Below are 20,338 nucleotides of genomic sequence, written 5' to 3'. Positions count from 1 at the left end.
GGCACCACATGCTGCCATGAACCACCGCCGGCCCTGGCGAGCGGCGGTTTCACCGGGTCGCGTCGAGCAGCTCCCGCAGCGCCGGGCCGAAGTCGTCGGCCAGCTTCCACAGGTCGGGCAGCAACTCCGGGCACGACACGATTCCTACGTCGAGTTTGCCGTTGAGCGACATCACCGTGATGTTGAGCCCGGAGCCGTGGAAGATCGGCCCCATCGGGTACATCGCCTTGACCTCACTGCCGAGGTAGTACAGCGGCACCTGGGGGCCGGGCACGTTCGACACCACCAGGTTGAGCACCGGGCGCGCGCCGGACAGCCGGCTGGCAGCGTAGACGCGCATCGCCGTCCCGAACACCGCGGGCGCCGCGAACGTCGTCCAGTCCTGCAGCAGGGTGGCGCCGATCGCGGAGTTGTGTTGTTTGGCAACGGAATTTGCTTCCGAGATGGCCTTGATCCGTTCGACCGGGTCCTCGATGTGGGTCTCGAGACGGGAGAACATCGCCGACACCTGGTTGCGGCCGGGCCGGTCGGATTTGTCATGCACCGACACCGGCACCGCGGCGATCAGCGTGCTGTCGGGCAACTGGCCCCGATCCTGCAGGAACTTGCGCAGCACGCCGGAGACCAGCGCCATCACCACGTCGTTGAGCTTGACGCCGAAGTGGTTCTTGACCGCTTTGACGTCGTCGAGCTCGAGCTGAGCGAACGCGATGTTGCGGTGGCTGGTGACGTTGGCGTTGAACGGCGTCTGCGGCGCCACGAAGGGTGGGGCCATCGACAATCCCGCGCGCGCCCGCTTCACGGTGTCGAGCACGGTGTTCACCGTCGCGGGCAGCGCGTTGGCCAACCGGAGCGGGCGGGTGGCGAATCTGACCGCGCCGTTGACCGCGATCTCCAACTGGTTGCCGCCGCCGACCCCGGCGACCGGTTCGGGGTCGGGGGCGTCGGGTTCGGTGCTGCACAGCTGTGACATCAGGCTGGCGCCGGTGACGCCGTCGACGGCGGCGTGGTGCACCTTGGTCAGCACGACGAGCGGCCCCCCACCCCGGGCGTCGGTGCCGTCGATGCCCTCGACGACCCACTTCTCCCACAGCGGCCGCGAACGGTCGAGCGGCTGGGAGGCGATGTGGCCGAGGATCTCCGCCAGCTCCTCCCGGCCGCCCGGTGCGGGCAACCCGATGCGGTGCAGGTGCCGGTCGATGTCGAAGTCCTTGTCCTCCACCCACACCGGGTGGTCGAGGTTGAACCGGCTGTCGGCGAGCTTCTCGCGGAACTGGGGCATCGACTCGATGCGCTTGGCCAGCGCGCCGCGCAGCGCGGCGAACGTGTAGCCGCCCGGCATCGTCGTGGTGTCGAGCTCGAGGACCGAGCACACGTGGAGGAGCTGCTGAGCGGTTTCGAGGTAGAGGAAGCTGGCGTCGAGCCCGCTGAGCCGTTGCATTCATCCAGCGTAGGTGTCGGCGGCAACGGTGTGAGCAAATCCACTTAACACCGTGTTCACCTCCGCGTGCCGGAGTGGCAGACTTGGTGCGTCAGACGAACCCGGGGACCCGGACGGGCCTCGAGGATCGACCCGACCATCACGAGGGACAACGATGTCTGAGCAGACTGTCTACGGCGCTGCGAGCGATCAGCCCACCGCCAAGCCGCGGGTCAAGGTCCGCACCACCCACCTGCAGAAGTGGAAGGCCGAAGGCCACAAGTGGGCGATGCTCACCGCCTACGACTTCTCGACCGCCCGCGCGTTCGACGACGCCGGGATCCCGGTACTGCTGGTGGGCGACTCGGCCGCCAACGTCGTCTACGGCTACGACACCACGGTGCCGATCACGATCGACGAGTTGATCCCGTTGGTGCGCGGCGTCGTACGGGGCGCACCCCACGCGCTGGTGGTCGCCGACCTGCCGTTCGGCAGTTACGAATCCGGCCCGGCGCAGGCATTGGCGACCGCCACCCGCTTCCTCAAGGAGACCGGGGCGCACGCGGTCAAACTCGAAGGCGGCGAGCGCGTCGCCGCGCAGATCGCGACGCTGTCCGCGGCGGGCATCCCGGTGATGGCGCACATCGGTTTCACCCCGCAGAGCGTCAACGGCCTGGGCGGCTTCAAGGTCCAGGGCCGTGGCGATGCCGCCGACCAGACCATCGCCGATGCGATCGCGGTCGCGGAGGCCGGAGCGTTCTCGGTGGTGATGGAGATGGTGCCGGCTGAACTGGCCACCCAGATCACCGGCAAGCTGACCATCCCGACCATCGGCATCGGCGCCGGGCCGAACTGCGATGCGCAGGTGCTGGTCTGGCAGGACATGGCCGGCCTGACCGCGGGCCGGACGGCGAAGTTCGTCAAGCGGTTCGGCGATGTCGGCGGCGAACTGCGCCGCGCCGCAACGCAATACGCCGACGAGGTGGCGGCCGGGACGTTCCCGGCCGAGGAGCACAGCTTCTAGACGTCACGCGAACTCCGCGCGGCGCTTACCCAGGAACGCGTCGACGCCTTCGATGCCGTCGGCGGAGTCGGCGCGCTGCGCGATGAGTCGGCCCTCGAGTTCCATCTGCTCTTCGAGACCGTTCTTCAGTGACGCCAGCAGCAGCGTCTTGACCGCACCGTGCGACGGCGCCGAACCGCCGGCCAACCGTTCGGCCGTTGCGGTCGCGCGCTCCCCCAGGTCGGCGTCGGGTACGACGTCGGTGACCAGGCCCCAGTCGAGCGCCTCCGCGGCCGACAGGGTGCGGTTGGTCAGCATCAATTCCTGTGCGCGGCGCACGCCGACCAGGCGCGGCAGGTGATATGACGCACTGCCGTCCGGGCTCAGTCCGACCTTGGTGTAGGCCATCGTGAACGAGGCCGACTCGGCGGCGAGCACCAGGTCGCCGGCCACGGCGATGCTGAACCCGGCGCCCGCGGCGGCGCCGTTGACGGCGGTGACCAGAACGGCGTCCATCCGGGCGAACGTCGAGATCGCCCGGTGCAGATCGTCGGCGACGCCCTTGATGAAGCGGCCCCTCGACGGCGCCGCGGCGAAGGCCTTGAGATCGCCTCCGGCGCAGAAGAATCGGCCGGCCCCGGTGAGCACCACGGCCTTGGTGGCCGGGGTGTCGCAACGGGCCGCGGCGTCGGCCAGTTCAGCGGTCATGGTGTCGTTCATGCCGTTCGCCGCCTCCGGGCGGTTCAACACGATCCGGGTCACCGGACCCGACTGCTCGAACGTGATTGCCTGGTATTCGCTCACAGGAGGACTGTAGCGATCGGCGTCACACGGCTCGTTCACCTCGGTGTGGCAGGCTTGTGTCCCCCACGGACGAGCGAAGGTGGACATGGCAGCCAAGACGCCCAAGACCTCCCGGTACACGGAGGTGGAGCGGAAGTTCGATGTGGTCGACGAGACCGTCTCCCCGTCCTTCGACGGGCTCAGCGCGGTCACGCGCGTGGAGCGGCTGCCCGTCCAGCAACTCGACGCCGTCTACTTCGACACACCCGGACGTGACCTCGCCGCGCACCGGATCACCTTGCGGCGCCGCACCGGTGGGACGGACGCCGGCTGGCACCTCAAACTGCCCGCCGGGCCCGACGCGCGCACCGAGGTCCGCGCGCCGCTCGACGGTGACGAGCACGAGGTCCCCGAGGACCTGCGCGATGTGGTGCTGGCGATCGTCCGGGACCGTCCGCTCGCACCCGTCGCGAGGATCAGCACGCGGCGAACCGTCGACCTGCTGCACGGGTCGGAAGGTGACGCGGTGGCCGAGTTCTGCGACGACCACGTGACGGCGTCCGCCGAGGGCGGCGAGGAGCAGCGGTGGCGCGAATGGGAGGTGGAGCTCACCGGCGAGGGTGACGCGAAGCTGCTCGACCGGTTGACCAACCGGCTGCTCGACGCCGGGGCCTCACCCGCCGGACACGGGTCGAAGCTGGGCCGGGTGCTCGACACCGGGCAGGCCGACGACGAGGTGAAGACGCGGACCGAGGATCCGGTGCACCGGGCCGTGGCCGAACAGGTCGAGCAGCTGGTGGAGTGGGACCGTGCGGTGCGCGCCGACGTCGAGGACTCGGTGCACCAGATGCGGGTGACGACACGCAAGATCCGCAGCCTGCTGCAGTCCGCGGAGGGCGTGTTCGGTATCTCCGACGACGCATGGGTGCTCGACGAACTGCGCCAGCTCGCTGCCGTACTCGGGGTGGCCCGCGACGCCGAGGTGCTCGCCGAACGGTACGCCGAGGCGCTCGACGGACTGGAACCCGAACTGGTGCGCGGACCGGTGCGGGAGCGGCTCGTGGAAGGCGCCAGGCGGCGCTACCAGTCGGGGTGGCGGAGGTCGGTGATCGCGATGCGTTCGCAGCGCTACTTCCGCCTGCTCGACGCGCTCGAGGGACTGGTGGCCGCCGAACCGCCGGCCACGGACTCCGGTGAGAAGCCGCAGCCGACCACGATCGACTCCGCCTACAAGCGGGTGCGCAAAGCGGCGAAGAAGGCCGCCGCGGCGGTCGACACCGAACGGGACGAGGCGCTGCACCGGATCCGCAAGGGCGCCAAACGGCTTCGCTACACCGCCGCGGCCACCGGCAAGGGCAAGGTGTCGGAACGGGCGAAGGCGATCCAGTCGCTGCTCGGCGACCACCAGGACAGCGTGGTCAGCCGCACGCATCTGCTCCACGAGGCCGAGGCGGCCCATGCCGCCGGCGAGGACGCCTTCACCTACGGGTTGCTGTACCGGTTGGAGTGCGAGGCCGCCGACCAGGCGCGCTCCCAGGTCGACGACGCCCTGCGCAAGCTCGACAAGGCCGTGCGCAAGGCCGGCAAGAAGGGCGGATGACGGGCGGACGAGCTGGCCTGTAAGCCGGATTCTGTTCCGCTCCGTCATTGCTGACGGGGCGGCGGCGACCATCCATCTGGACACTCCGTTGCCGGGTGCCTCGAGCGGCCTACCCGCAGGCTCGGGCGAGCAGCCCTCGGGCGCCTGCGCAGCCGCACCGGGTGCGGCCTGCTTGGCCTTGCTTCGGGTGGGGTTTACCGAGCCACCCCGGTCACCCGGGATGCTGGTGCGCTCTTACCGCACCGTTTCACCCTTACCACCGCAGTGCCCGAAAGCTCGGCGGTGGCGGTCTGTTTTCTGTGGCACTGTCCCGCGAGTCACCTCGGATTGCCGTTAGCAATCACCCTGCTCTGTGAAGTCCGGACTTTCCTCGAACCGTCTCCGGTCCGCGGCCGCCCGGCCAACTCGTCCGCGCAGATCACCGTACCCTTGTATGCATGCCGCAGGTGCCGCCGGCCCGTTATCTGCAACGGGCCCGTGACCTCGTCGACGCCCGGTACGCCGAGCCGATCACCGTCGACGACCTCGCTGCGGCCGCGGGTCTGTCCCGGGCGCACTTCAGCCGCATGTTCACCCGCACCTTCGGCGAGTCGCCGCGCGAGTACCTGCAGACCCGCCGGCTCGAACGCGCCGCGGCGCTGCTGCGCCACACCGACCGCTCGGTGGCCGACGTGTGCGCGATGGTCGGTCTGCAGAGCGTCGGGTCGTTCACCACCAGCTTCGCCCGGGTCTACGGTCTGCCGCCGGCGGCCTACCGGGCCAGCCTGCCCCCGGCGGCCGCGTACGCCCGCGTGCCGACGTGCATCCTCAAACGCGACACCCGCCCGCCCGCCGACAGCCGGGTGAAAACAGCACACGGGGAGAAGACGGCGGCACCCGTCCGGTCGTAGCGTCGGCCCCATGAAGATCGCAACCGCCCATCTGTGGGTTCATGACCAGCAAGCCGCGCTCGAATTCTGGACCTCGAAGGTCGGCATGGAAGTGCGCCAGGATGTTTCGCTGCCCGAGGCCGAGGGTGCCTTTCGGTGGCTGACCGTCGGTCCGCCCGGACAGGACGACGTCTCGATCGTCCTGATGGCCGTCCCCGGCCCACCCGTGATGGACGACGCCACCCGGCAGCAGGTGCTCGACCTGACCGCGAAGGGTTTCGCCGGAACGGTGTTCCTGACCACCGATGACTGCCGGCGCACATACGAGGAGTTGTCCGCCCGCGGTGTCGAGTTCACCGAGACGCCGCATCAGATGCCGTACGGCATCGACTCGGGATTCCGGGATCCGTCGGGCAACAGCGTGCGGCTGACGCAGCTCGCCGACGTGCCGGTCACCTAGGCACCGACGGTTCGCCGAGTGCACGGTTGTTGACCCGCCTTGTCGATGTTTGCGTGCAACAACCGTGCAGTCGGGCGATGAATTCCAGCTCCTCTGCCAGTCTGACTGACGTGACCCCACTCCTGAGAGTCCAGAACTTCAGCGTCTCCAGCGACGGCTTCGGCGCCGGTGAGGGCCAGAGCCTCGACCGCCCCTTCGGCCATGCCGACCCCGCGGACATGTTCGCATGGGCCGGCGCCACGGCCAGCTGGCCCAACCGCACCGACCCCGGCGGTAGCCGCGGGCTCGACGACTACTTCACCCGCGACTTCACCCACAACATCGGCGCCGAAATCATGGGCCGCAACAAATTCGGCCCCCAGCGCGGCCCGTGGCAGGACCACGAATGGCAGGGCTGGTGGGGTGACGAGCCGCCGTTCCACACCCCCGTGTTCGTCATGACCCACCATCCGCGCCCGTCGTTCACGTTATCGGACACCACGTTCCACTTCGTCGGCGGCGACCCGGCGACGGTCCTGGCCCGGGCGCGTGAAGCCGCGCAGGGTCGCGACGTCCGGCTGGGCGGCGGGGCGACCGTGATCCGGCAGTTCCTCGACGCGGGTCTCGTGGACACGCTGCACGTCGCGGTGTCCGACGTGCGCATCGGGCGGGGAACGCGCCTGTGGCAGTCACCCGAGGAGTTGGAGGACCGCTACTGCCACGAGGTCGTACCGAGCCCGAGCGGGGTGACCCACCACCTGTTCTGGCGGCCGGTCAGCGACGCCGCAGCAGGATGACGTTGTCCGAGATCGTGGCCACCTGACCCTCCGGCCCCGTCGCCTCCCGTTCGACGGCCTCCACGCGAAGCCGTTCCCAATCCGCCGGATCGGCCGACAGCGCGGCCAGCGTCTCCTCCGCGGACGGGAGGTGGTGTTCGTGGCCGTTCTTCCATCCCCACGGCGGCGTCGACCCGTGATCCACGATCAGCAGCAGACCATCGGCCGCCACGGCGTCGGCCGCGCGGCGCAGCGCCCCGGTGCGGTCCACGTCGAGCGGGGAGTGGAAGAACTGGGCCGACACCAGGCCGAACCGCCCCTCGGGGAAGGTCTCCGCGAGATCGTGCTGCTCGAACCGGACGCGGTCGGCGACCCCGGCGACCGCGGCGTCCTGCGCGGCCCGCTCGAGCGCGGTGTGCGACACGTCGACGCCCACCACCTGCCATCCGTGCCGGGCCAGCCAGATCGCGTCCGCACCCTCCCCGCAGCCCAGGTCGAGTGCGCGCCCCGGCGCCAGCGGTTCGACGATCTCCGCGAGCCGCGCGTTGACCCGGCCGCTCCACACCCGGTTCTTCGCGCCGTAGTGCTGCTCCCAGAACTCAACCGTCTCAGACACTCACGTCCTCCTTCCATGCCGGAACCGGCAATCCGAACTCGTCTCCCAACAGGCTCTGCACCACCGCCGCGGCCACCTTCGAGCCGGCCGCGACCGCCGCGGCCACCTGGGGCAGCTGCACCGTGACGTCTCCCGCGGCGAAGACCCCGGGCACCGACGTCCGGCCGAACTCGTCGACCCAGACCGCCTCGGCCGAAAGCGGATTCGGGTCACCGAACCGCACACCAAGCCGTTCCGCCAGCGCGGATCTTTGATCCGTCCATGCGGCCACCATCAGGGCCCGGCGGTTCAGCACCGCGCCGTCGGCGAAGACGACCTCCAGACCGTCTCCGGCGGCCCGCACCTCGGCGACCGGCCGTCCGTCGATCCGGACGCCGGCAGCCTCCAGCACCGCGCGCCCGTCGCCGGGATCCCCGGTGAGCAGCACGATGTCGTCGGTCCAGCCGCGCATGAGCAGCGCGGCGTGCACCGCACGGGCGCCGTCGGCCAACACGCCGACCGGGGCGTCACGCACCTCCCAGCCGTGACAGAACGGGCAGTGGAACACCGCGTCGCCCCACAGCGGTGCCAGACCGGGAATCTCGGGCAGGCGGTACCGCATGCCGGTGGCGAGCACGATGCGCCGCGCGGCCGCGACGGTGCCGTCGGACAGTTCGACGGTGAAGACCTCCCCGCGCCGCACGTCGGTCACCGTCCCGGCCCGCAATTCCACCTGCGGATACTTCACCAGTTCGCTCCTGCCGGCGGCGTACAGCTCGGCGGGCCGCCGCCCGTCGTGGCCGAGCAGCCCACCGATCCCGTGCGCCACAGCGTTACTCGGTTCGCCGGCATCCACCACGAGGGTGCGCCGGCGCGCCCGGCCCAGCACCAGTGCGGCGCTCAGCCCGGCGGCGCCGCCGCCGACGATCACACAATCCCAGACCTCGTCCATGCGTCGAGGTTGCCGCGCATCCGGTCCCAGTGGCAAGCTGATTTGCCATGCAGGCAAATCAGGCATCCGAGGACAGTGTCGACCAGCGGGTGCGGAAGCGGTCGCGGGAGTTGCGCCGCCAGCGTGGGTTCACCCTGGAGGAGGTGGCGGCCAGGTCTGCCATCGACGTGTCGACGCTGAGCCGTCTGGAATCCGGCAAGCGACGGTTGGCACTCGACCATCTCCCCCGGTTGGCCGCCGCGCTGGCGGTCACCACCGACGAACTGCTGCGCGCGCCGGAGGCCGAAGATCCCCGGGTGCGCTCGGATTCGCACACCCGCCACGGTGTCACGTACTGGCCGCTGACCCGCCAGGGGTCGCCGAGCGGTCTGCACGCGTTCAAGGTCCGGGTCAGCGCCCGCCGGCGCAAACCGCCCGAGGACCTACCGGTGCACGAGGGTCAGGACTGGATGTACGTGCTGTCCGGACGGCTGCGGCTGATCCTCGGCGACCGCGACTTCATCGTCGAACCCGGTGAGGCCGTGGAGTTCTCGACGTGGACACCGCACTGGTTCGGGGTGGTCGACGGCCCGGTCGAGGCCATCGTCATCTTCGGTCCCCACGGTGAACGGGTCCACCTGCACACCTAGAGATAGGCGGTCTGGTTGACCAGCCGCACCGATGACCCGCCGTCGGGGTAGAACTCGGCGATGCTCAGCGAGGCGAGGTCGAGGTGCAGCCGGTACAGGATGCCCTCACCGGCGTTGAGCGCCAGCCGCAGCATCGTCTTGATCGGCGTCACGTGGGAGACCACCAGCACCGTCGCGGCGCCGTGGTCGGCGATGATGCGGTTGCGCGCCCGGCGCACCCGGTGCGCGACGGTGTCGAAGCTCTCCCCGCCCGGTGGGTCGACGCTGGTGTCGCGCAGCCAGCGGCCGTGCAACTCCGGATCCCGCTGGGCGGCCTCGCCGAACGTCAGCCCCTCCCACTGCCCGAAGTCGGTCTCGATGAGGTCCTCGTCGACGGCGACGTCGAGCCCGAGCGTCTTGGCCGCCGCGGCGGCGGTGTCGTAGGCCCGCTGCAGCGGAGAGCTGATCACGGCGTCGACACCGCCCTGCGTGGCGAGGTAGGCGGCCGCGGCGTCGGCCTGGCGGCGGCCCAGCTCGGTCAGCGCCGGATTGCCCCGCCCGGAGTACCGGCGCTCCACCGACAGTTCGGTCTGGCCGTGCCGCAGCAGCAGGAACCTTGTCGGCTCGCCGCGGGCACCGGTCCACCCGGCCGGCGACGTGGGCGCCTCGGTGCGTGCGGCGGGATCGGTCGCGCGCGGCGCGGACTCGATACCCGCGGCGGCGTCCATCGCCTCGTTGGCCAGCCGGTCGGCGTGCGCGTTGCGGGCCCGCGGAATCCACTGGTAGGTCACGCGGTCGAACCGCTCCGTCAGCGTCCGAGCCTGCTGGTGCAGCGGGACCAGGTCGGGGTGTTTGACCCGCCACCGGCCCGCCATCTGCTCGACGACGAGTTTGGAGTCCATCGACACCGCGACCTCGGTGGCGCCCACGTTCGCGGCTTCCTCGAGGCCGGCGATCAGCCCGCGGTACTCGGCGACGTTGTTGGTGGCCCGGCCGATCGACTGTTTGGCCTCGGCGAGGATCGAGGAGCGGTCCTCCGACCACACCACCGAGCCGTACCCCGCCGGTCCTGGGTTGCCGCGCGATCCGCCGTCGGCCTCGACGAACACCTTCACTTCTTGAATCCCTCCGCGCGCACGAGGATCGCGTTGCACTCCGGACAGCGCAGCACCTCGTCGTCGGGCGCGGCCGAGATCCGGGCCATCTCCCCGCGGTCGATCTCGAGCCGGCAGGCGCCGCACCGGCGGCCCTGCAACTGCCCCGCGCCCGCACCGCCGCGGGCGCGCTGGCGTTCGTAGAGGTCGACGAGGTCGGCCTGCAGGGACCCCAGCAGCTCCTCGCGCCGGGTGAGGTGCTCCTGGCGCGCACGGTCCAATTCGGCGACCGCATCGGCGACCGCGTGCTGGGCGGCGGTCAGCGTGGTGTGCAGTTCGTCGACACGCGCAGCTTCCGTCGCCCGCTGCGCGGCCAACTCCTCGCGGCGCTCCATCACCTCCAGCAGCGAGTCCTCCAGGCTCGCCTGGCGGCGTTCGAGCGTCTCGAGTTCGTGCTGCAACTCCCCCACCTGCTTGGCGCCGACACCGCCGCCCTGCAGCAGCGCCCGGTCGCGGTCCTCGCGCTGCCGCACGGCGTCGATCTCGGACTCGAACTTGGCCACCTGTTCGTCGAGGTCCTCCATCGCGATACCGAGTGCGGCCACGCGGTCGTTGGCCGCGGTGTGCTCGACGCGGACCCGGTCCAGCTCCTCCTGTTCGGGTAACTTGCGCACCCGGTGCTCGACCCGCGCCAACCCGGCGTCGACCTCGGACAATTGCAGCAACGAATGCTGCTGCCACACATCAGCTTTCACGTGTTTCCCTACTGGTTCCCAGGTTCCATGGATCGGTGCGGAGGTCACACACCCGCACCGGTAACGCATCGGAGAAGTGGCGGCGCAGCACGCCGGCAGCCTGCTCACACCAGGGGAACTCGCTCGCCCAGTGCGCAACGTCGACGAGCGCCACCGGCGACGCCCGCAGGTGCTCGTCGGCGGGATGGTGGCGCAGGTCGGCCGTCAGGTAGGCCTGCACGCCTGCGCGGGACACCGTGTCGAGCAACGAATCCCCCGCGCCCCCGCACACCGCCACCCGCGACACCACCGTGGCCGGATCGCCTGCCGCACGCACCCCCCAGGACGTGGCGGGAAGTGCGGCGTTGACCCGGGACACGAAGTCGGACAGCGATTCCGGCTCCGGCAGCGAGGCGATACGGCCGATCCCGACGTCTCCGGGGATCGGCGCGATGCTGAAGATGTCGAACGCCGGCTCCTCGTACGGATGTGCACCGCGCACCGCGTCGAGCAGGTCCCGCCGCCGCGCCGTCGGCGCGATCAGCTCGACGCGTTCTTCGTCGACGTGCTCCACCGAGCCGACGGTGCCGATGGCCGGCGAGGCGCCCTCGTGTGGCAGGAACTGCCCGGTGCCCGCCGTGCTCCAACTGCAGTGCGAGTAGTCACCGATCCGACCCCCACCCGCGCCGAACATGGCCTCGCGCACCGCGTCGGCGTTCTCGGCGGGCACGTACACCACCCACTTGTCCAGTTCGGTGTCCGCGGCGATCGGCGAGAGCACCCCCTCGACCCTGAGCCCGAGCGCGGCGGCCAGCGCGTCGGACACACCCGGCGACGCGGAGTCGGCATTGGTGTGCGCGGTGAACAGGGAGCGTCCGGTACGGATGAGCGAGTGCACGAGCGCGCCCTTCGGCGTGCTCGCCGCAACCGTGTCCACCCCGCGCAGCAACAGCGGGTGGTGCGCCAGTAGCAGGCCCCGTTCCGGCACCGTTGCGATCACGGCTTCGGTGGCGTCGACGGCGACGGTCACCGAATCCACGGGTTCGTCCGGATCGCCGCACACGAGGCCGACGGAATCCCAGCCCTCGGCCAGTCGCGGCGGGTAGGCCTCGTCGAGCACGCCGATCACATCGGCCAGGCGCACGCTCATCGCACCGCCTCCGCCAGCGCCCCGGCGAGCACCGGCCATTCCTCGCGCACCGCCGCCCGCAGGAACTCACCGTCCAGGCCGACGAACGTGTCACACCGTCGCACCGCGATCCCCTTGGCTTCCAATCGTTTCCGCACCAGGCCGGCGTCCGGCACCGCGAAGAGCACGAACGGTGCGCTACCGGCGACGCAGTCGGCGCCGACCCGGGCCAGTCCCGTGACCATCTCGGCACGCACCGCGGCCAGCCGCTGTGCACCGGCCTGCGCCTCGCGCAGCGCGGACGGCCCATTGCAGGCGGCGAGCGCCTCGAGCTGCAGGGTGCCCAGCGCCCAGTGTGCGCGCTGGGCGGTCAGGCGCCGCAGCAGGTCGGGCGCACCGAGCGCATACCCGACCCGCAGCCCGGCGAGCGCCCACGTCTTGGTGAGGCTGCGCAGCACCAGCACGTCCGGCAGGGCCTCGGCCGCCAGCGACTCCGGCTCGCCGGGCACCGCGTCGGCGAACGCCTCGTCGACCACCAGGGTCCGTCCGGGGCGGCGCAGCGCAAGGATGTCCGCCCGGGAGTGCAGCACCGCGGTGGGGTTGGTCGGGTTGCCGACCACCACCAGGTCGGCCGCGTCCGGAATCCGGACCCCGGTCAGCCGGAACGGCGGATCGAGCACCACGTGGACGACGGGCACGCCCGCTGCGGCGAACACCGCATCGGGTTCGGTGAACGACGGCGCGACCAGCGCGGCCAACCGGGGCCGCAGGCGGGCGAGCAGCGCGAAGCCCTCCGCCCCGCCGGCCAGCAGCGCGACCTCATCCTCCGCGCGGCCGTGCCGGGCCGCCACCGCGGCGACGGCGGCGGGTTCGTCGGCGGCCGACGGATAGCGGCCGAGGTCGGACAGGCGCTGCGCGAGGCGTGCGGCCAGCCACGACGGCGGCGCGGCGGAACGCACGTTGACGGCGAAGTCGAGCATGCCGGGCAGCACGGCCTGGTCGCCGTGGTACCGGGTCGCCTGCGGCGCGAGACGTGGCACAGCACGACCCTAGTGCGCGGGGCGAGAGGGTAGGCCGGACGACCCCGCGAAGTCCGTGGAGGACTTCGGGGAGAATGGGAGCGTGACCGACACGCTCGCCCGCTCCACCGCCACCCGCCCGCAGCTCGTGCTGTTCGATCTGGACGGCACGCTGACCGATTCGGCGGAGGGCATCGTCTCGAGCTTCCGGCATGCGCTGAGCGAGGTCGGGGCGCCGGTTCCCGATGGCGATCTGGCCGGCCGCATCGTGGGCCCGCCGATGCACCACACCCTGCGCTCCCTCGGCCTCGGCGAGCGAGCGGACGCGGCGATCGCGGCCTACCGGGCCGACTACACCTCGCGGGGTTGGGCGATGAACCGCACGTTCGACGGCATCCCCGCGCTGCTGGCCGACCTGCAGGCGGCGGGGGTCCGGATGGCGGTGGCGACGTCGAAGGCCGAGCCCACGGCGCAGCGCATCCTTGCCCACTTCGGCCTGGACGGCTTCTTCGAGGTGATCGCCGGCGCCAGTCCCGACGGCACCCGCGCCGCCAAGGCCGACGTCGTCGCCTCCGCGCTGGCCCGGCTCGAACCGCTGCCCGACCGCGTGGTGATGGTCGGTGACCGGTCGCATGACGTCGAGGGTGCCGCCATGCACGGCATCGACACCGTGGTGGTCGGCTGGGGCTACGGCCGCGCCGACTTCGCCGAACCCGGCCCGGTGCCCGTCCTTGCGCACGTCGACACCGTCGCCGCCCTGCGGGAGGTGCTGGGTGTCTGAGTCGGGGCCGCTCCACATCACGTTCGTCTGTTCGGGCAACATCTGCCGCTCGCCGATGGCGGAGAAGATGTTCGCCCACCAGATCGCCGAACGCGGGCTGTCGGGGGCGGTCCGGGTGAGCAGTGCGGGCACCGGGGGGTGGCACGCCGGTGATCCGGCCGACCGGCGAGCGGTCCACGTGCTGCGCGCGCACGGATACCCGAGCAGCCACGAGGCCGCCCAGGTCGACGACGATCACCTGGCCGCCGATCTGGTGGTGGCGCTGGGCCGCAATCACGTCCGGATGCTGACCGAGCTGGGCGTGCCGCCAGGACGTCTGCGCATGCTGCGCTCGTTCGATCCCCGCTCGGCGGCACATCCGCTCGACGTCGAGGATCCGTACTACGGCACACAGGACGACTTCGAGGACGTGTTCACCGTGATCGAGGCGTCGCTGCCCGGCCTGCACGACTGGGTCGACGAACAGCTCGCCACCCGAGGTATCGCGAGCTGATGAAGCGCTGGGCATTCCTCTTGCGGCCGGCGTGGCTGGCGCTGTACGTGGTGGTGCTCGCCTTCGCCTACCTGTGCTTCACCGTGCTGGCGCCCTGGCAGCTGGGCAAGAACACCACGACCTCGCGGGAGAACGACCAGATCGCCCGCTCGGTGACCGCCGAACCGGTGCCGTTGACGTCGGTGCTGCCGCGTCAGGATTCGGCTGCCCCGGACGAACAGTGGCAACGGGTCACCGCCACCGGGCGGTATCTGCCCGAGGCGCAGGTGCTGGCCCGGCTGAGGGTGATCGACGGCGATCCGGCGTACGAGGTGCTGGTGCCGTTCGCCGTCGACGGCGGCCCGACCGTGCTGGTGGACCGCGGCTACGTCACACCGGAACAGGGCACGGAGGTGCCCCCGATCGAACCGGCCCCGGCCGGGACCGTGACCATCACCGCGCGACTGCGCGATGCCGAAGCCGTGCCCGCGGGCAAGGAACCGCTACGGGACGACGGCACCGTGCAGGTGTACGCGATCAACCCCGGCCAGATCTCCGCGCTCACCGGCGTGCCGCTGGCCGGCTCGTATCTGCAACTGGTCGAGGATCAGCCGGGCGGGCTCGGCGTCATCGGCCTGCCGCACCTCGACGCCGGCCCGTTCCTGTCCTACGGAATCCAGTGGATCGCGTTCGGCATCATCGCCCCGATCGGCCTGGGGTACTTCGTCTACGCCGAGATCCGCCAGCGCCGCCGCGACAGGGCGGCCGCGCAGTCCGCAGCCGACTCCAAGGCGCCGGCGACGCCGGAGGACAAACTCGCCGACCGCTACGGCCGGCGGCGCTGAGCCGCCACCGTCACCGCCAGCACCCCGGCCGCCGCCTGCACCGCCCGCGACAACCGCACCGCCCGGCGGAGGTCGGCCACCGCGGGGCTGCGCCCGTCCCCGAGCGTCGGCCTGATCTCCAATTCGTGGGCGTACTGCGTGGGGCCGCCCAGCCGCAGGCCCAGCGCTCCGGCGAACGCCGCCTCGGCGACGCCGGCGTTGGGACTGGGATGCCGGTGGGCGTCGCGCCGCCAGGCCCGCAACGCCTCGGCAGGAGCGCCGCGGACCACCGGCGCGCACAGTACGGTCAGCAGCCCGGTCAGCCGAGCCGGCAGGTAGTTCAGGACATCGTCGAGTCGTGCTGCGGCCCAACCGAATCGGACATACCGCGCAGATCGGTTGCCGATCATCGCATCCAGCGTGTTGGCTCCCCGGTACACCAGCAGACCCGGCACACCGGCGACGGCCGCCCACATCAACGGCGCGACCTGCGCGTCGGAGGTGTTCTCGGCGATCGACTCCGTGGCGGCGCGGGTCAGGCCGTCGGCGTCGAGCACCGCCGGATCCCGTCCGCAGAGCGACGGCAACAGGCCACGGCCGCCGACGACGTCACCGGCGTCGAGCACCGCCGACAGCCCGTCGCCCACCCGGCACAGCGAGGTGCCGCCCACGGCGAAGAAGGTGGCGGCCGCGGTGAGCGCCACGGTGGCCAGGGGGCACGGGCGCGCCGCCCGCGCAGCGGTGGACCCGCCCGCGGCGAGCGCGGTCAACAACGCACCGGTGTGCAGAGCCCCGGCCCACCGGGAGTCGGCGTAGGTCAGCCGTTCCCATTGCGCTGCAGCGCAACCGAATCCGGCAACGGGGTGGCCACGGCGCGGATCCCCGAGCAGCGCGTCGGCGAGCAGTCCGGCCGCGATTCCGGCGGCGCGGGCGCGCGTGGTCGGCATGAACACCCGGGGAGCGTCTCACACCGCGCCACATCGACCGCGCAGACCCGGGCTGGCAAATTTATCAGTGTGTACCACAGAGACGGAAAGTTGCTCTCCGAGCTACTCTTAGCAACTCTAAGAGACATGGCGGAACCGGGATCCGCCCGACCTCCGTGCGCCGTGACGCTTCGGGCGCCGCGCCTTCGGATCCGGCCGACCCGCAGAAAATACCTGTTGAAACCGCACAATCTGCGGTGCCGTCCCAGCTACGCGTCAGCCACCCGTGGATGGCGCGGTTGCAATGAAAACCAGTCAACCCCAGGTGGTGCGCAACGTAGTGACACACACTGACAAAAGTGGTTGGATGTGAACCAAGCGATATTCGGGCAAAGGAGCGTGAGATGCCCGCGTCACCGGAGGGTCACGGCGAATCCGCGGTGTCGATCGCCGTCGTCGACCGCCAGGCCGTGGTGCACGCCGGCATCGAGCACTGGCTCATCGGCAGCGTGCCACCCATCAAGATCATCGGGCATTTCGCCCACCCGACAGAGTTCATCGCCGCCTACCCCGAGGCCGATCCCACCGTCGACGTCGTCCTGCTGGCGCTCAAATACGACGATCACGCACCGGATTTCGCCTCGCTTCGGACGATCTGCTCGCGCGGACACCGGGTGATCGTGTACTCGTATCTGGCGACCGACGAGGTGATTCTCACCTGTCTCGACCTGGGTGCGCTCACCTTCGTGGCGAAGTCCGAGAGCGGCAGCCACCTGCGCGACGCGATCTATGCCGCGCGCAGCGCCACGCCGTACGTCCCGCCGCGGATGGCCGCCGCACTCCTCCACGACCGGACGGGCGGGCGACCCCATCTCACCGAACGTGAGCGTCAAGTCCTCGTCGCGTGGTTCCTGACCGAGAACAAGGATGTCGTCGGGCAGCGGTTGTTCATCGAGCCCTCCACCGTCCGCACCCACCTGCAACGGGTGCGGGCGAAGTACGCGGCGATAGGCAGGCCCGCACCGACGAAAGCCGCCCTGATCGCGCGCGCCATCCAGGACGGGATCCTCAGCGCCGACGACCTGTGAGGCGCCTGGTGCGCACGACAACCCGGGTTATGGCAAATGATCGACAGTGCCGATCGTTCACCCCACCTGTCATACGATCGGATGACGAACTTGTCGCTTGATCGCACGAACCTGACAAAAGTGCACGTAAAAGGTTTAACCGGCGATTGCCTATGCCCCGTGGTGCGCGCAGTATCTGGATACCGTCATACACGGTAGCTTCCGATAGCAAATTTCATGCAGGGTCGGGAGCGAGAACGGGGTGGATTTTCCGCGGGGTCACGGCGCGTCGATGGTGCGTCTCTTCCGCGTCGAGGAGGGATGGCCATGTTGCATCGAGCACCGTCCGCGGCCCAACGGGTCAACAAGCGCGTCGTCACCGCTTCCGTCGTCTCGGTCGGCGTCGCGCTGGCCGCCTCGCTGTACCCGATACCCGGCGACTCCGGTCTGCTCGATCTGTTCCCGCCCAATGCGGATTCGACGCAGAAGCAGCAGGCGGCGAATGCGCTCGTGGTCGAACTCGTCGACCACGACACCGGCGACGGCCTGCCCGCGATCGCCCTGGCGGCGGCCCTCGAGCGGTTGCTCGACGGTGACCCCGCCATGGCCGCCGTGATCGCGGAACTCCCCGCCGATACGCTGACCGAGCTCGCGGCGACCTACGGGGTGCCGGCCCTCATGCTGGCGCTGAACACGCTGGCGGGGACCGTTCCGATGATCCCCGGCGGAGGCCACGGGGGGTGGGGCGGCGCACCGCTCGGTTCCACCCAGGGCGTCCTGCCCGCCCTCCTGATCCTGCTCGAGTTCCTCGGGGAGGAGCTCCCAGCCCTGCTCGTCGCCGGGTCGCCGGCGTTCGTCGCCGCGGTGTGGCCCGCGGTACTCCGATCCCTCGAAGTGCTGGTCGGGGCGGGTCCGGCACCCGCCGGAGCCGAGACGTCGACGGCCGGAGTGACGGTGTCCGATCCCGCGCCGGCGTCGGCCCCGCCACCGGACGCCCCATCCACCGGTCCGACGCCGGACTTCGAGATCGCCCGGACCTACGAAATCGCGGCCGACCCGGCACCCGGATTCACCGCCGTCGATCTGTCTCACACAGCAGCGGTGACAACGACATCGATCGACCCGACGACCCCGCCGGTGGACGACGCGGGAATCCCGAGCACGGCGCCGGCCGAGCCCGTCCTCGACATCGACCCGGTCGATGTGGTCGAGGACATCACCGACCTCGAGCCCGAGGAGTCCGCCGTGGACGACACGCCCACCGCCGAACCCGACCCGCCGCAGGAGACCTCCCGCACCGAACCGCAGGACGAGCCCGCGGGCGACAGCCCGGCGGGTGACGATCCGCCGGAGAACGACGCCACCGGGGACTGACCCGACTTCAACAACGAATCAACAAGGGGGACAGCATGTTCATCAATCATGTCGCCGGAGCGGCGCATCCACGATCGCGACGCCGCTGATGTGCGGGATCATCGCGTGCCGTACGCACCGTCCGGCTGCGGACTACCTTCTCACCGCACTCCGCCGGCTCGAGTACCGCGGTTACGACTCCGTCGGTGTGGCGGTCCGAACCTGCAGCGGTGACATCGCACGGTTGCGAACCGTCGGCCGCATCGCCGCCCTGGAACACCAACTGCACACGTGGACCGGTTCCGAACTCGACGGCACCGGCATCGGCCACACCAGGTGGGCGACCCACGGCGCGGTGACGGAAGGCAATGCGCATCCGCACAACGACTGCTCGGGACGAATCAGTCTGGTGCACAACGGAACCATCGAGAACGCCGACCGTCTGCGCGAGGTGCTCACCGGAGCGGGTCACCGCCTGGCCTCGACCGTCGACAGCGAGGTGCTGGCGCATCTCGTCGAGGACGAACTGCTGATCACCGACGATCTGCGCACGGCGGTGCGGAACGCACTCGCGGTGGCCGAGGGCAGCTGGGCGCTCGCGGTCCTCGAGCGCGGCACCGGCCGCATCGTCGTGGCGGCCAGCGGCTCGCCCCTGCTGGTCGCCCGCACCGCCCACGGCGTCTTCGCCGCCAGCGACATCGCCGCGATCGCCGACTGGGTCGACGAATTCCAGGTTCTCGACGACGGTGACGTCATCGAACTCACCGCCGCCGACCCGGCGGCGGCCGATGCCGGCCGAACCCCGCCGACCATGGTGCGGTGCATATGGCGCAGCAGCGACGCGGACCTCAACGGCTACGCCGACCACATGGCCAAGGAGATCGACGAACAACCGGCAGCCGCCGCGCGCGTGCTCGACGAACTGGCGGACGGCGTCGCCGCCGCAACCCTGTGGAATGACCTCGGGTTGGCGCCGTTCGACCGCTTGCAGATCATCGCCTGCGGCACCTCGCTCAATGCCGGGATGGTGATCGGCAATGCGGTGCACCGGTTGTCCGGGCTGCCTGTCACGCGGTGCGTCGCCAGTGAGGCGGGGATGGACACTCCCGAACCGCGCACGCTGTGCCTGGCGATCAGCCAGTCCGGTGAGACGGCCGACGTCCTCCACGCCATCGACACCCGGGTGGCGGAGGGTTGTTCGATCCTCGCCGTGACGAACAGCCCCCATTCGACCGTCGGGCGTCGCGCAGACGGTGTCGTCCACTGCGCGGCCGGACCCGAGATCGGTGTGGCCGCCACCAAGACGTTCACCTGCCAGATCATCGCCGGCGTCGCGGTGACGCTCTCGGCGCTCGTCGCCATGAACCGGTTGTCCCGCAGCGCAGCGGCAGCGCTCGTCGATCAGCTGCGCCGGCTGCCCGACGAGCTGGCCAGGACCGAGACCGTGGCCAAGAGCGTCGTACCTCCGCTGGCCGAACAGTGCATCAGCGCAACCGGTTACGTCTTCATCGCACGGGGTTCCGGCCTGCCCTACGCCGCCGAGGGCGCGCTCAAACTCAAGGAGCTCACCTACCGCTGGGCCGAGCACTACCCGGCCGGTGAGCTCAAGCACGGGCCGCTGGCGCTGATCAGTGACGGCACCCCGGTGATCGTGATCGACAACGGCGATCCCAAGCTCGCCACGAACATCGCCGAGGTGCAGGCCCGGGGCGGCAGCATCATCCGCATCGGCCCGTCCGGTAGCAGCGTTCCGGTGATCGAGAATCCGGTCGCACCGTGGGGCCCGCTGCAGAGCGCGATCCCGTTGCAGATCTTCGCCAGGACGTCGGCGCTCATGCTCGGACGCGATGTCGACAAGCCCCGCAACCTCGCCAAATCGGTCACGGTGGAGTGA

Annotated in this window: 21 protein-coding genes and 1 other RNA gene; 12 read left to right on the top strand and 10 right to left on the bottom strand. The window is 70.6% G+C overall.

Features of this window, described 5'->3' with window-relative positions; translation table 11 throughout:
- Positions 1 to 49: 49 nt before the first annotated feature.
- Positions 50 to 1,441 carry a WS/DGAT/MGAT family O-acyltransferase gene (locus AU196_RS10610; protein ID WP_059095029.1) on the bottom strand — a complete coding sequence of 464 codons (1,392 nt, stop codon included), beginning with the start codon at positions 1,439 to 1,441 and terminating at the stop codon, positions 50 to 52.
- A 154-nt stretch (positions 1,442 to 1,595) separates the two neighbouring features.
- Here AU196_RS10610 and panB point away from each other — a divergent pair, with 154 nt between their 5' ends.
- Positions 1,596 to 2,444: a 3-methyl-2-oxobutanoate hydroxymethyltransferase gene (gene panB, locus AU196_RS10605; RefSeq protein WP_059095028.1), complete on the top strand. Its 849-nt coding sequence runs from the start codon at positions 1,596 to 1,598 to the stop codon at positions 2,442 to 2,444.
- A 3-nt stretch (positions 2,445 to 2,447) separates the two neighbouring features.
- Here the strand turns inward: panB and AU196_RS10600 are convergent, their stop codons facing one another.
- Positions 2,448 to 3,227, bottom strand: coding sequence for an enoyl-CoA hydratase/isomerase family protein (locus tag AU196_RS10600; protein WP_059095027.1), 780 nt, complete (start codon positions 3,225 to 3,227; stop codon positions 2,448 to 2,450).
- A gap of 85 nt (positions 3,228 to 3,312) precedes the next feature.
- Here AU196_RS10600 and AU196_RS10595 point away from each other — a divergent pair, with 85 nt between their 5' ends.
- Positions 3,313 to 4,806 (top strand): CYTH and CHAD domain-containing protein, encoded by a 1,494-nt coding sequence (locus AU196_RS10595; protein WP_059095069.1) that lies wholly within the window; start codon positions 3,313 to 3,315, stop codon positions 4,804 to 4,806.
- 4 nt (positions 4,807 to 4,810) lie between these two features.
- On the opposite strand, the gene rnpB is transcribed toward AU196_RS10595, so the two are convergent.
- Positions 4,811 to 5,214: RNase P RNA component class A (gene rnpB, locus AU196_RS10795), an RNA gene on the bottom strand.
- Between the two features lie 29 nt (positions 5,215 to 5,243).
- Between rnpB and AU196_RS10590 the strand changes: the two genes are divergently transcribed.
- The 3 genes from AU196_RS10590 (at position 5,244) to AU196_RS10580 (ending at position 6,911) form a co-directional block, all read left to right on the top strand.
- On the top strand, positions 5,244 to 5,696 hold the full coding sequence (locus AU196_RS10590) for a helix-turn-helix domain-containing protein (RefSeq protein ID WP_059095026.1): 453 nt from the start codon (positions 5,244 to 5,246) through the stop codon (positions 5,694 to 5,696).
- Positions 5,697 to 5,706: 10 nt separating this feature from the next.
- Positions 5,707 to 6,135 (top strand): VOC family protein, encoded by a 429-nt coding sequence (locus AU196_RS10585; RefSeq protein WP_082695671.1) that lies wholly within the window; start codon positions 5,707 to 5,709, stop codon positions 6,133 to 6,135.
- 110 nt (positions 6,136 to 6,245) lie between these two features.
- Positions 6,246 to 6,911, top strand: coding sequence for a dihydrofolate reductase family protein (locus AU196_RS10580; protein WP_197415752.1), 666 nt, complete (start codon positions 6,246 to 6,248; stop codon positions 6,909 to 6,911).
- Here the strand turns inward: AU196_RS10580 and AU196_RS10575 are convergent.
- A complete protein-coding gene (locus AU196_RS10575) occupies positions 6,889 to 7,506 on the bottom strand; it encodes an SAM-dependent methyltransferase (RefSeq protein WP_059095024.1) in 618 nt (205 codons plus the stop codon). The two genes, AU196_RS10580 and AU196_RS10575, sit on opposite strands and share 23 nt — an antisense overlap.
- Positions 7,499 to 8,437, bottom strand: coding sequence for an NAD(P)/FAD-dependent oxidoreductase (locus AU196_RS10570; RefSeq protein ID WP_059095023.1), 939 nt, complete (start codon positions 8,435 to 8,437; stop codon positions 7,499 to 7,501). Before AU196_RS10570 ends, AU196_RS10575 begins: the two co-directional genes overlap by 8 nt.
- Before the next feature lie 47 nt (positions 8,438 to 8,484).
- Between AU196_RS10570 and AU196_RS10565 the strand changes: the two genes are divergently transcribed.
- A complete protein-coding gene (locus AU196_RS10565; protein WP_059095022.1) occupies positions 8,485 to 9,066 on the top strand; it encodes a helix-turn-helix domain-containing protein in 582 nt (193 codons plus the stop codon).
- On the opposite strand, the gene AU196_RS10560 is transcribed toward AU196_RS10565, so the two are convergent.
- The 4 genes from AU196_RS10560 to cobC are packed head-to-tail and all read right to left on the bottom strand — an operon-like array spanning position 9,063 to position 13,042.
- On the bottom strand, positions 9,063 to 10,160 hold the full coding sequence (locus tag AU196_RS10560; RefSeq protein WP_059095021.1) for a bifunctional RNase H/acid phosphatase: 1,098 nt from the start codon (positions 10,158 to 10,160) through the stop codon (positions 9,063 to 9,065). The genes AU196_RS10565 and AU196_RS10560 overlap by 4 nt on opposite strands.
- Positions 10,157 to 10,894: a zinc ribbon domain-containing protein gene (locus tag AU196_RS10555; protein WP_059095020.1), complete on the bottom strand. Its 738-nt coding sequence runs from the start codon at positions 10,892 to 10,894 to the stop codon at positions 10,157 to 10,159. Before AU196_RS10555 ends, AU196_RS10560 begins: the two co-directional genes overlap by 4 nt.
- A complete protein-coding gene (locus tag AU196_RS10550; protein ID WP_059095019.1) occupies positions 10,884 to 12,023 on the bottom strand; it encodes a Nif3-like dinuclear metal center hexameric protein in 1,140 nt (379 codons plus the stop codon). The genes AU196_RS10555 and AU196_RS10550 overlap by 11 nt, the downstream gene beginning before the upstream one ends.
- Positions 12,020 to 13,042: an Rv2231c family histidinol phosphate aminotransferase CobC gene (gene cobC, locus AU196_RS10545; protein ID WP_059095018.1), complete on the bottom strand. Its 1,023-nt coding sequence runs from the start codon at positions 13,040 to 13,042 to the stop codon at positions 12,020 to 12,022. The genes AU196_RS10550 and cobC overlap by 4 nt, the downstream gene beginning before the upstream one ends.
- A gap of 82 nt (positions 13,043 to 13,124) precedes the next feature.
- Here cobC and AU196_RS10540 point away from each other — a divergent pair, with 82 nt between their 5' ends.
- From AU196_RS10540 to AU196_RS26080, 3 genes are read left to right on the top strand one after another with little or no spacing between them, the layout of a single operon-like run.
- Positions 13,125 to 13,802 carry an HAD hydrolase-like protein gene (locus tag AU196_RS10540; RefSeq protein WP_059095067.1) on the top strand — a complete coding sequence of 226 codons (678 nt, stop codon included), beginning with the start codon at positions 13,125 to 13,127 and terminating at the stop codon, positions 13,800 to 13,802.
- A complete protein-coding gene (locus AU196_RS10535; protein WP_059095017.1) occupies positions 13,795 to 14,295 on the top strand; it encodes a low molecular weight protein-tyrosine-phosphatase in 501 nt (166 codons plus the stop codon). The genes AU196_RS10540 and AU196_RS10535 overlap by 8 nt, the downstream gene beginning before the upstream one ends.
- The gene (locus tag AU196_RS26080) at positions 14,295 to 15,119 is read left to right on the top strand and encodes an SURF1 family cytochrome oxidase biogenesis protein (RefSeq protein WP_059095016.1); all 825 of its coding nucleotides are present in this window, start codon (positions 14,295 to 14,297) and stop codon (positions 15,117 to 15,119) included. Before AU196_RS10535 ends, AU196_RS26080 begins: the two co-directional genes overlap by 1 nt.
- Here the strand turns inward: AU196_RS26080 and AU196_RS10525 are convergent.
- Positions 15,101 to 16,045: a cobalamin biosynthesis protein gene (locus tag AU196_RS10525; RefSeq protein WP_059095066.1), complete on the bottom strand. Its 945-nt coding sequence runs from the start codon at positions 16,043 to 16,045 to the stop codon at positions 15,101 to 15,103. The two genes, AU196_RS26080 and AU196_RS10525, sit on opposite strands and share 19 nt — an antisense overlap.
- Before the next feature lie 383 nt (positions 16,046 to 16,428).
- Between AU196_RS10525 and AU196_RS10520 the strand changes: the two genes are divergently transcribed.
- The 3 genes from AU196_RS10520 to glmS all read left to right on the top strand — a co-directional run bounded on the left by AU196_RS10520 (position 16,429) and on the right by glmS (position 20,338).
- Positions 16,429 to 17,112 (top strand): response regulator transcription factor, encoded by a 684-nt coding sequence (locus tag AU196_RS10520; RefSeq protein ID WP_059095015.1) that lies wholly within the window; start codon positions 16,429 to 16,431, stop codon positions 17,110 to 17,112.
- 306 nt (positions 17,113 to 17,418) lie between these two features.
- A complete protein-coding gene (locus tag AU196_RS10515) occupies positions 17,419 to 18,465 on the top strand; it encodes a hypothetical protein (RefSeq protein ID WP_157546218.1) in 1,047 nt (348 codons plus the stop codon).
- 88 nt (positions 18,466 to 18,553) lie between these two features.
- Positions 18,554 to 20,338, top strand: coding sequence for a glutamine--fructose-6-phosphate transaminase (isomerizing) (glmS, locus tag AU196_RS10510; protein WP_059095013.1), 1,785 nt, complete (start codon positions 18,554 to 18,556; stop codon positions 20,336 to 20,338).

This window comes from Mycobacterium sp. IS-1742 (assembly GCF_001500125.1).
Taxonomy (GTDB): domain Bacteria; phylum Actinomycetota; class Actinomycetes; order Mycobacteriales; family Mycobacteriaceae; genus Mycobacterium.
This window is presented reverse-complemented; position numbering and strand designations above follow the sequence as displayed.

Coding starts and splice junctions, on each gene's coding strand:
- AU196_RS10610 (WP_059095029.1), bottom strand. CDS start 1,441: ATGCAACGGCTCAGCGGGCTCGACGCCAGCTTCCTCTACCTCGAAACC.
- panB (WP_059095028.1), top strand. CDS start 1,596: ATGTCTGAGCAGACTGTCTACGGCGCTGCGAGCGATCAGCCCACCGCC.
- AU196_RS10595 (WP_059095069.1), top strand. CDS start 3,313: ATGGCAGCCAAGACGCCCAAGACCTCCCGGTACACGGAGGTGGAGCGG.
- AU196_RS10590 (WP_059095026.1), top strand. CDS start 5,244: ATGCCGCAGGTGCCGCCGGCCCGTTATCTGCAACGGGCCCGTGACCTC.
- AU196_RS10585 (WP_082695671.1), top strand. CDS start 5,707: ATGAAGATCGCAACCGCCCATCTGTGGGTTCATGACCAGCAAGCCGCG.
- AU196_RS10570 (WP_059095023.1), bottom strand. CDS start 8,437: ATGGACGAGGTCTGGGATTGTGTGATCGTCGGCGGCGGCGCCGCCGGG.
- AU196_RS10565 (WP_059095022.1), top strand. CDS start 8,485: ATGCAGGCAAATCAGGCATCCGAGGACAGTGTCGACCAGCGGGTGCGG.
- AU196_RS10550 (WP_059095019.1), bottom strand. CDS start 12,023: ATGAGCGTGCGCCTGGCCGATGTGATCGGCGTGCTCGACGAGGCCTAC.
- AU196_RS26080 (WP_059095016.1), top strand. CDS start 14,295: ATGAAGCGCTGGGCATTCCTCTTGCGGCCGGCGTGGCTGGCGCTGTAC.
- AU196_RS10525 (WP_059095066.1), bottom strand. CDS start 16,045: ATGCCGACCACGCGCGCCCGCGCCGCCGGAATCGCGGCCGGACTGCTC.
- AU196_RS10520 (WP_059095015.1), top strand. CDS start 16,429: ATGCCCGCGTCACCGGAGGGTCACGGCGAATCCGCGGTGTCGATCGCC.
- AU196_RS10515 (WP_157546218.1), top strand. CDS start 17,419: ATGTTGCATCGAGCACCGTCCGCGGCCCAACGGGTCAACAAGCGCGTC.
- glmS (WP_059095013.1), top strand. CDS start 18,554: ATGTGCGGGATCATCGCGTGCCGTACGCACCGTCCGGCTGCGGACTAC.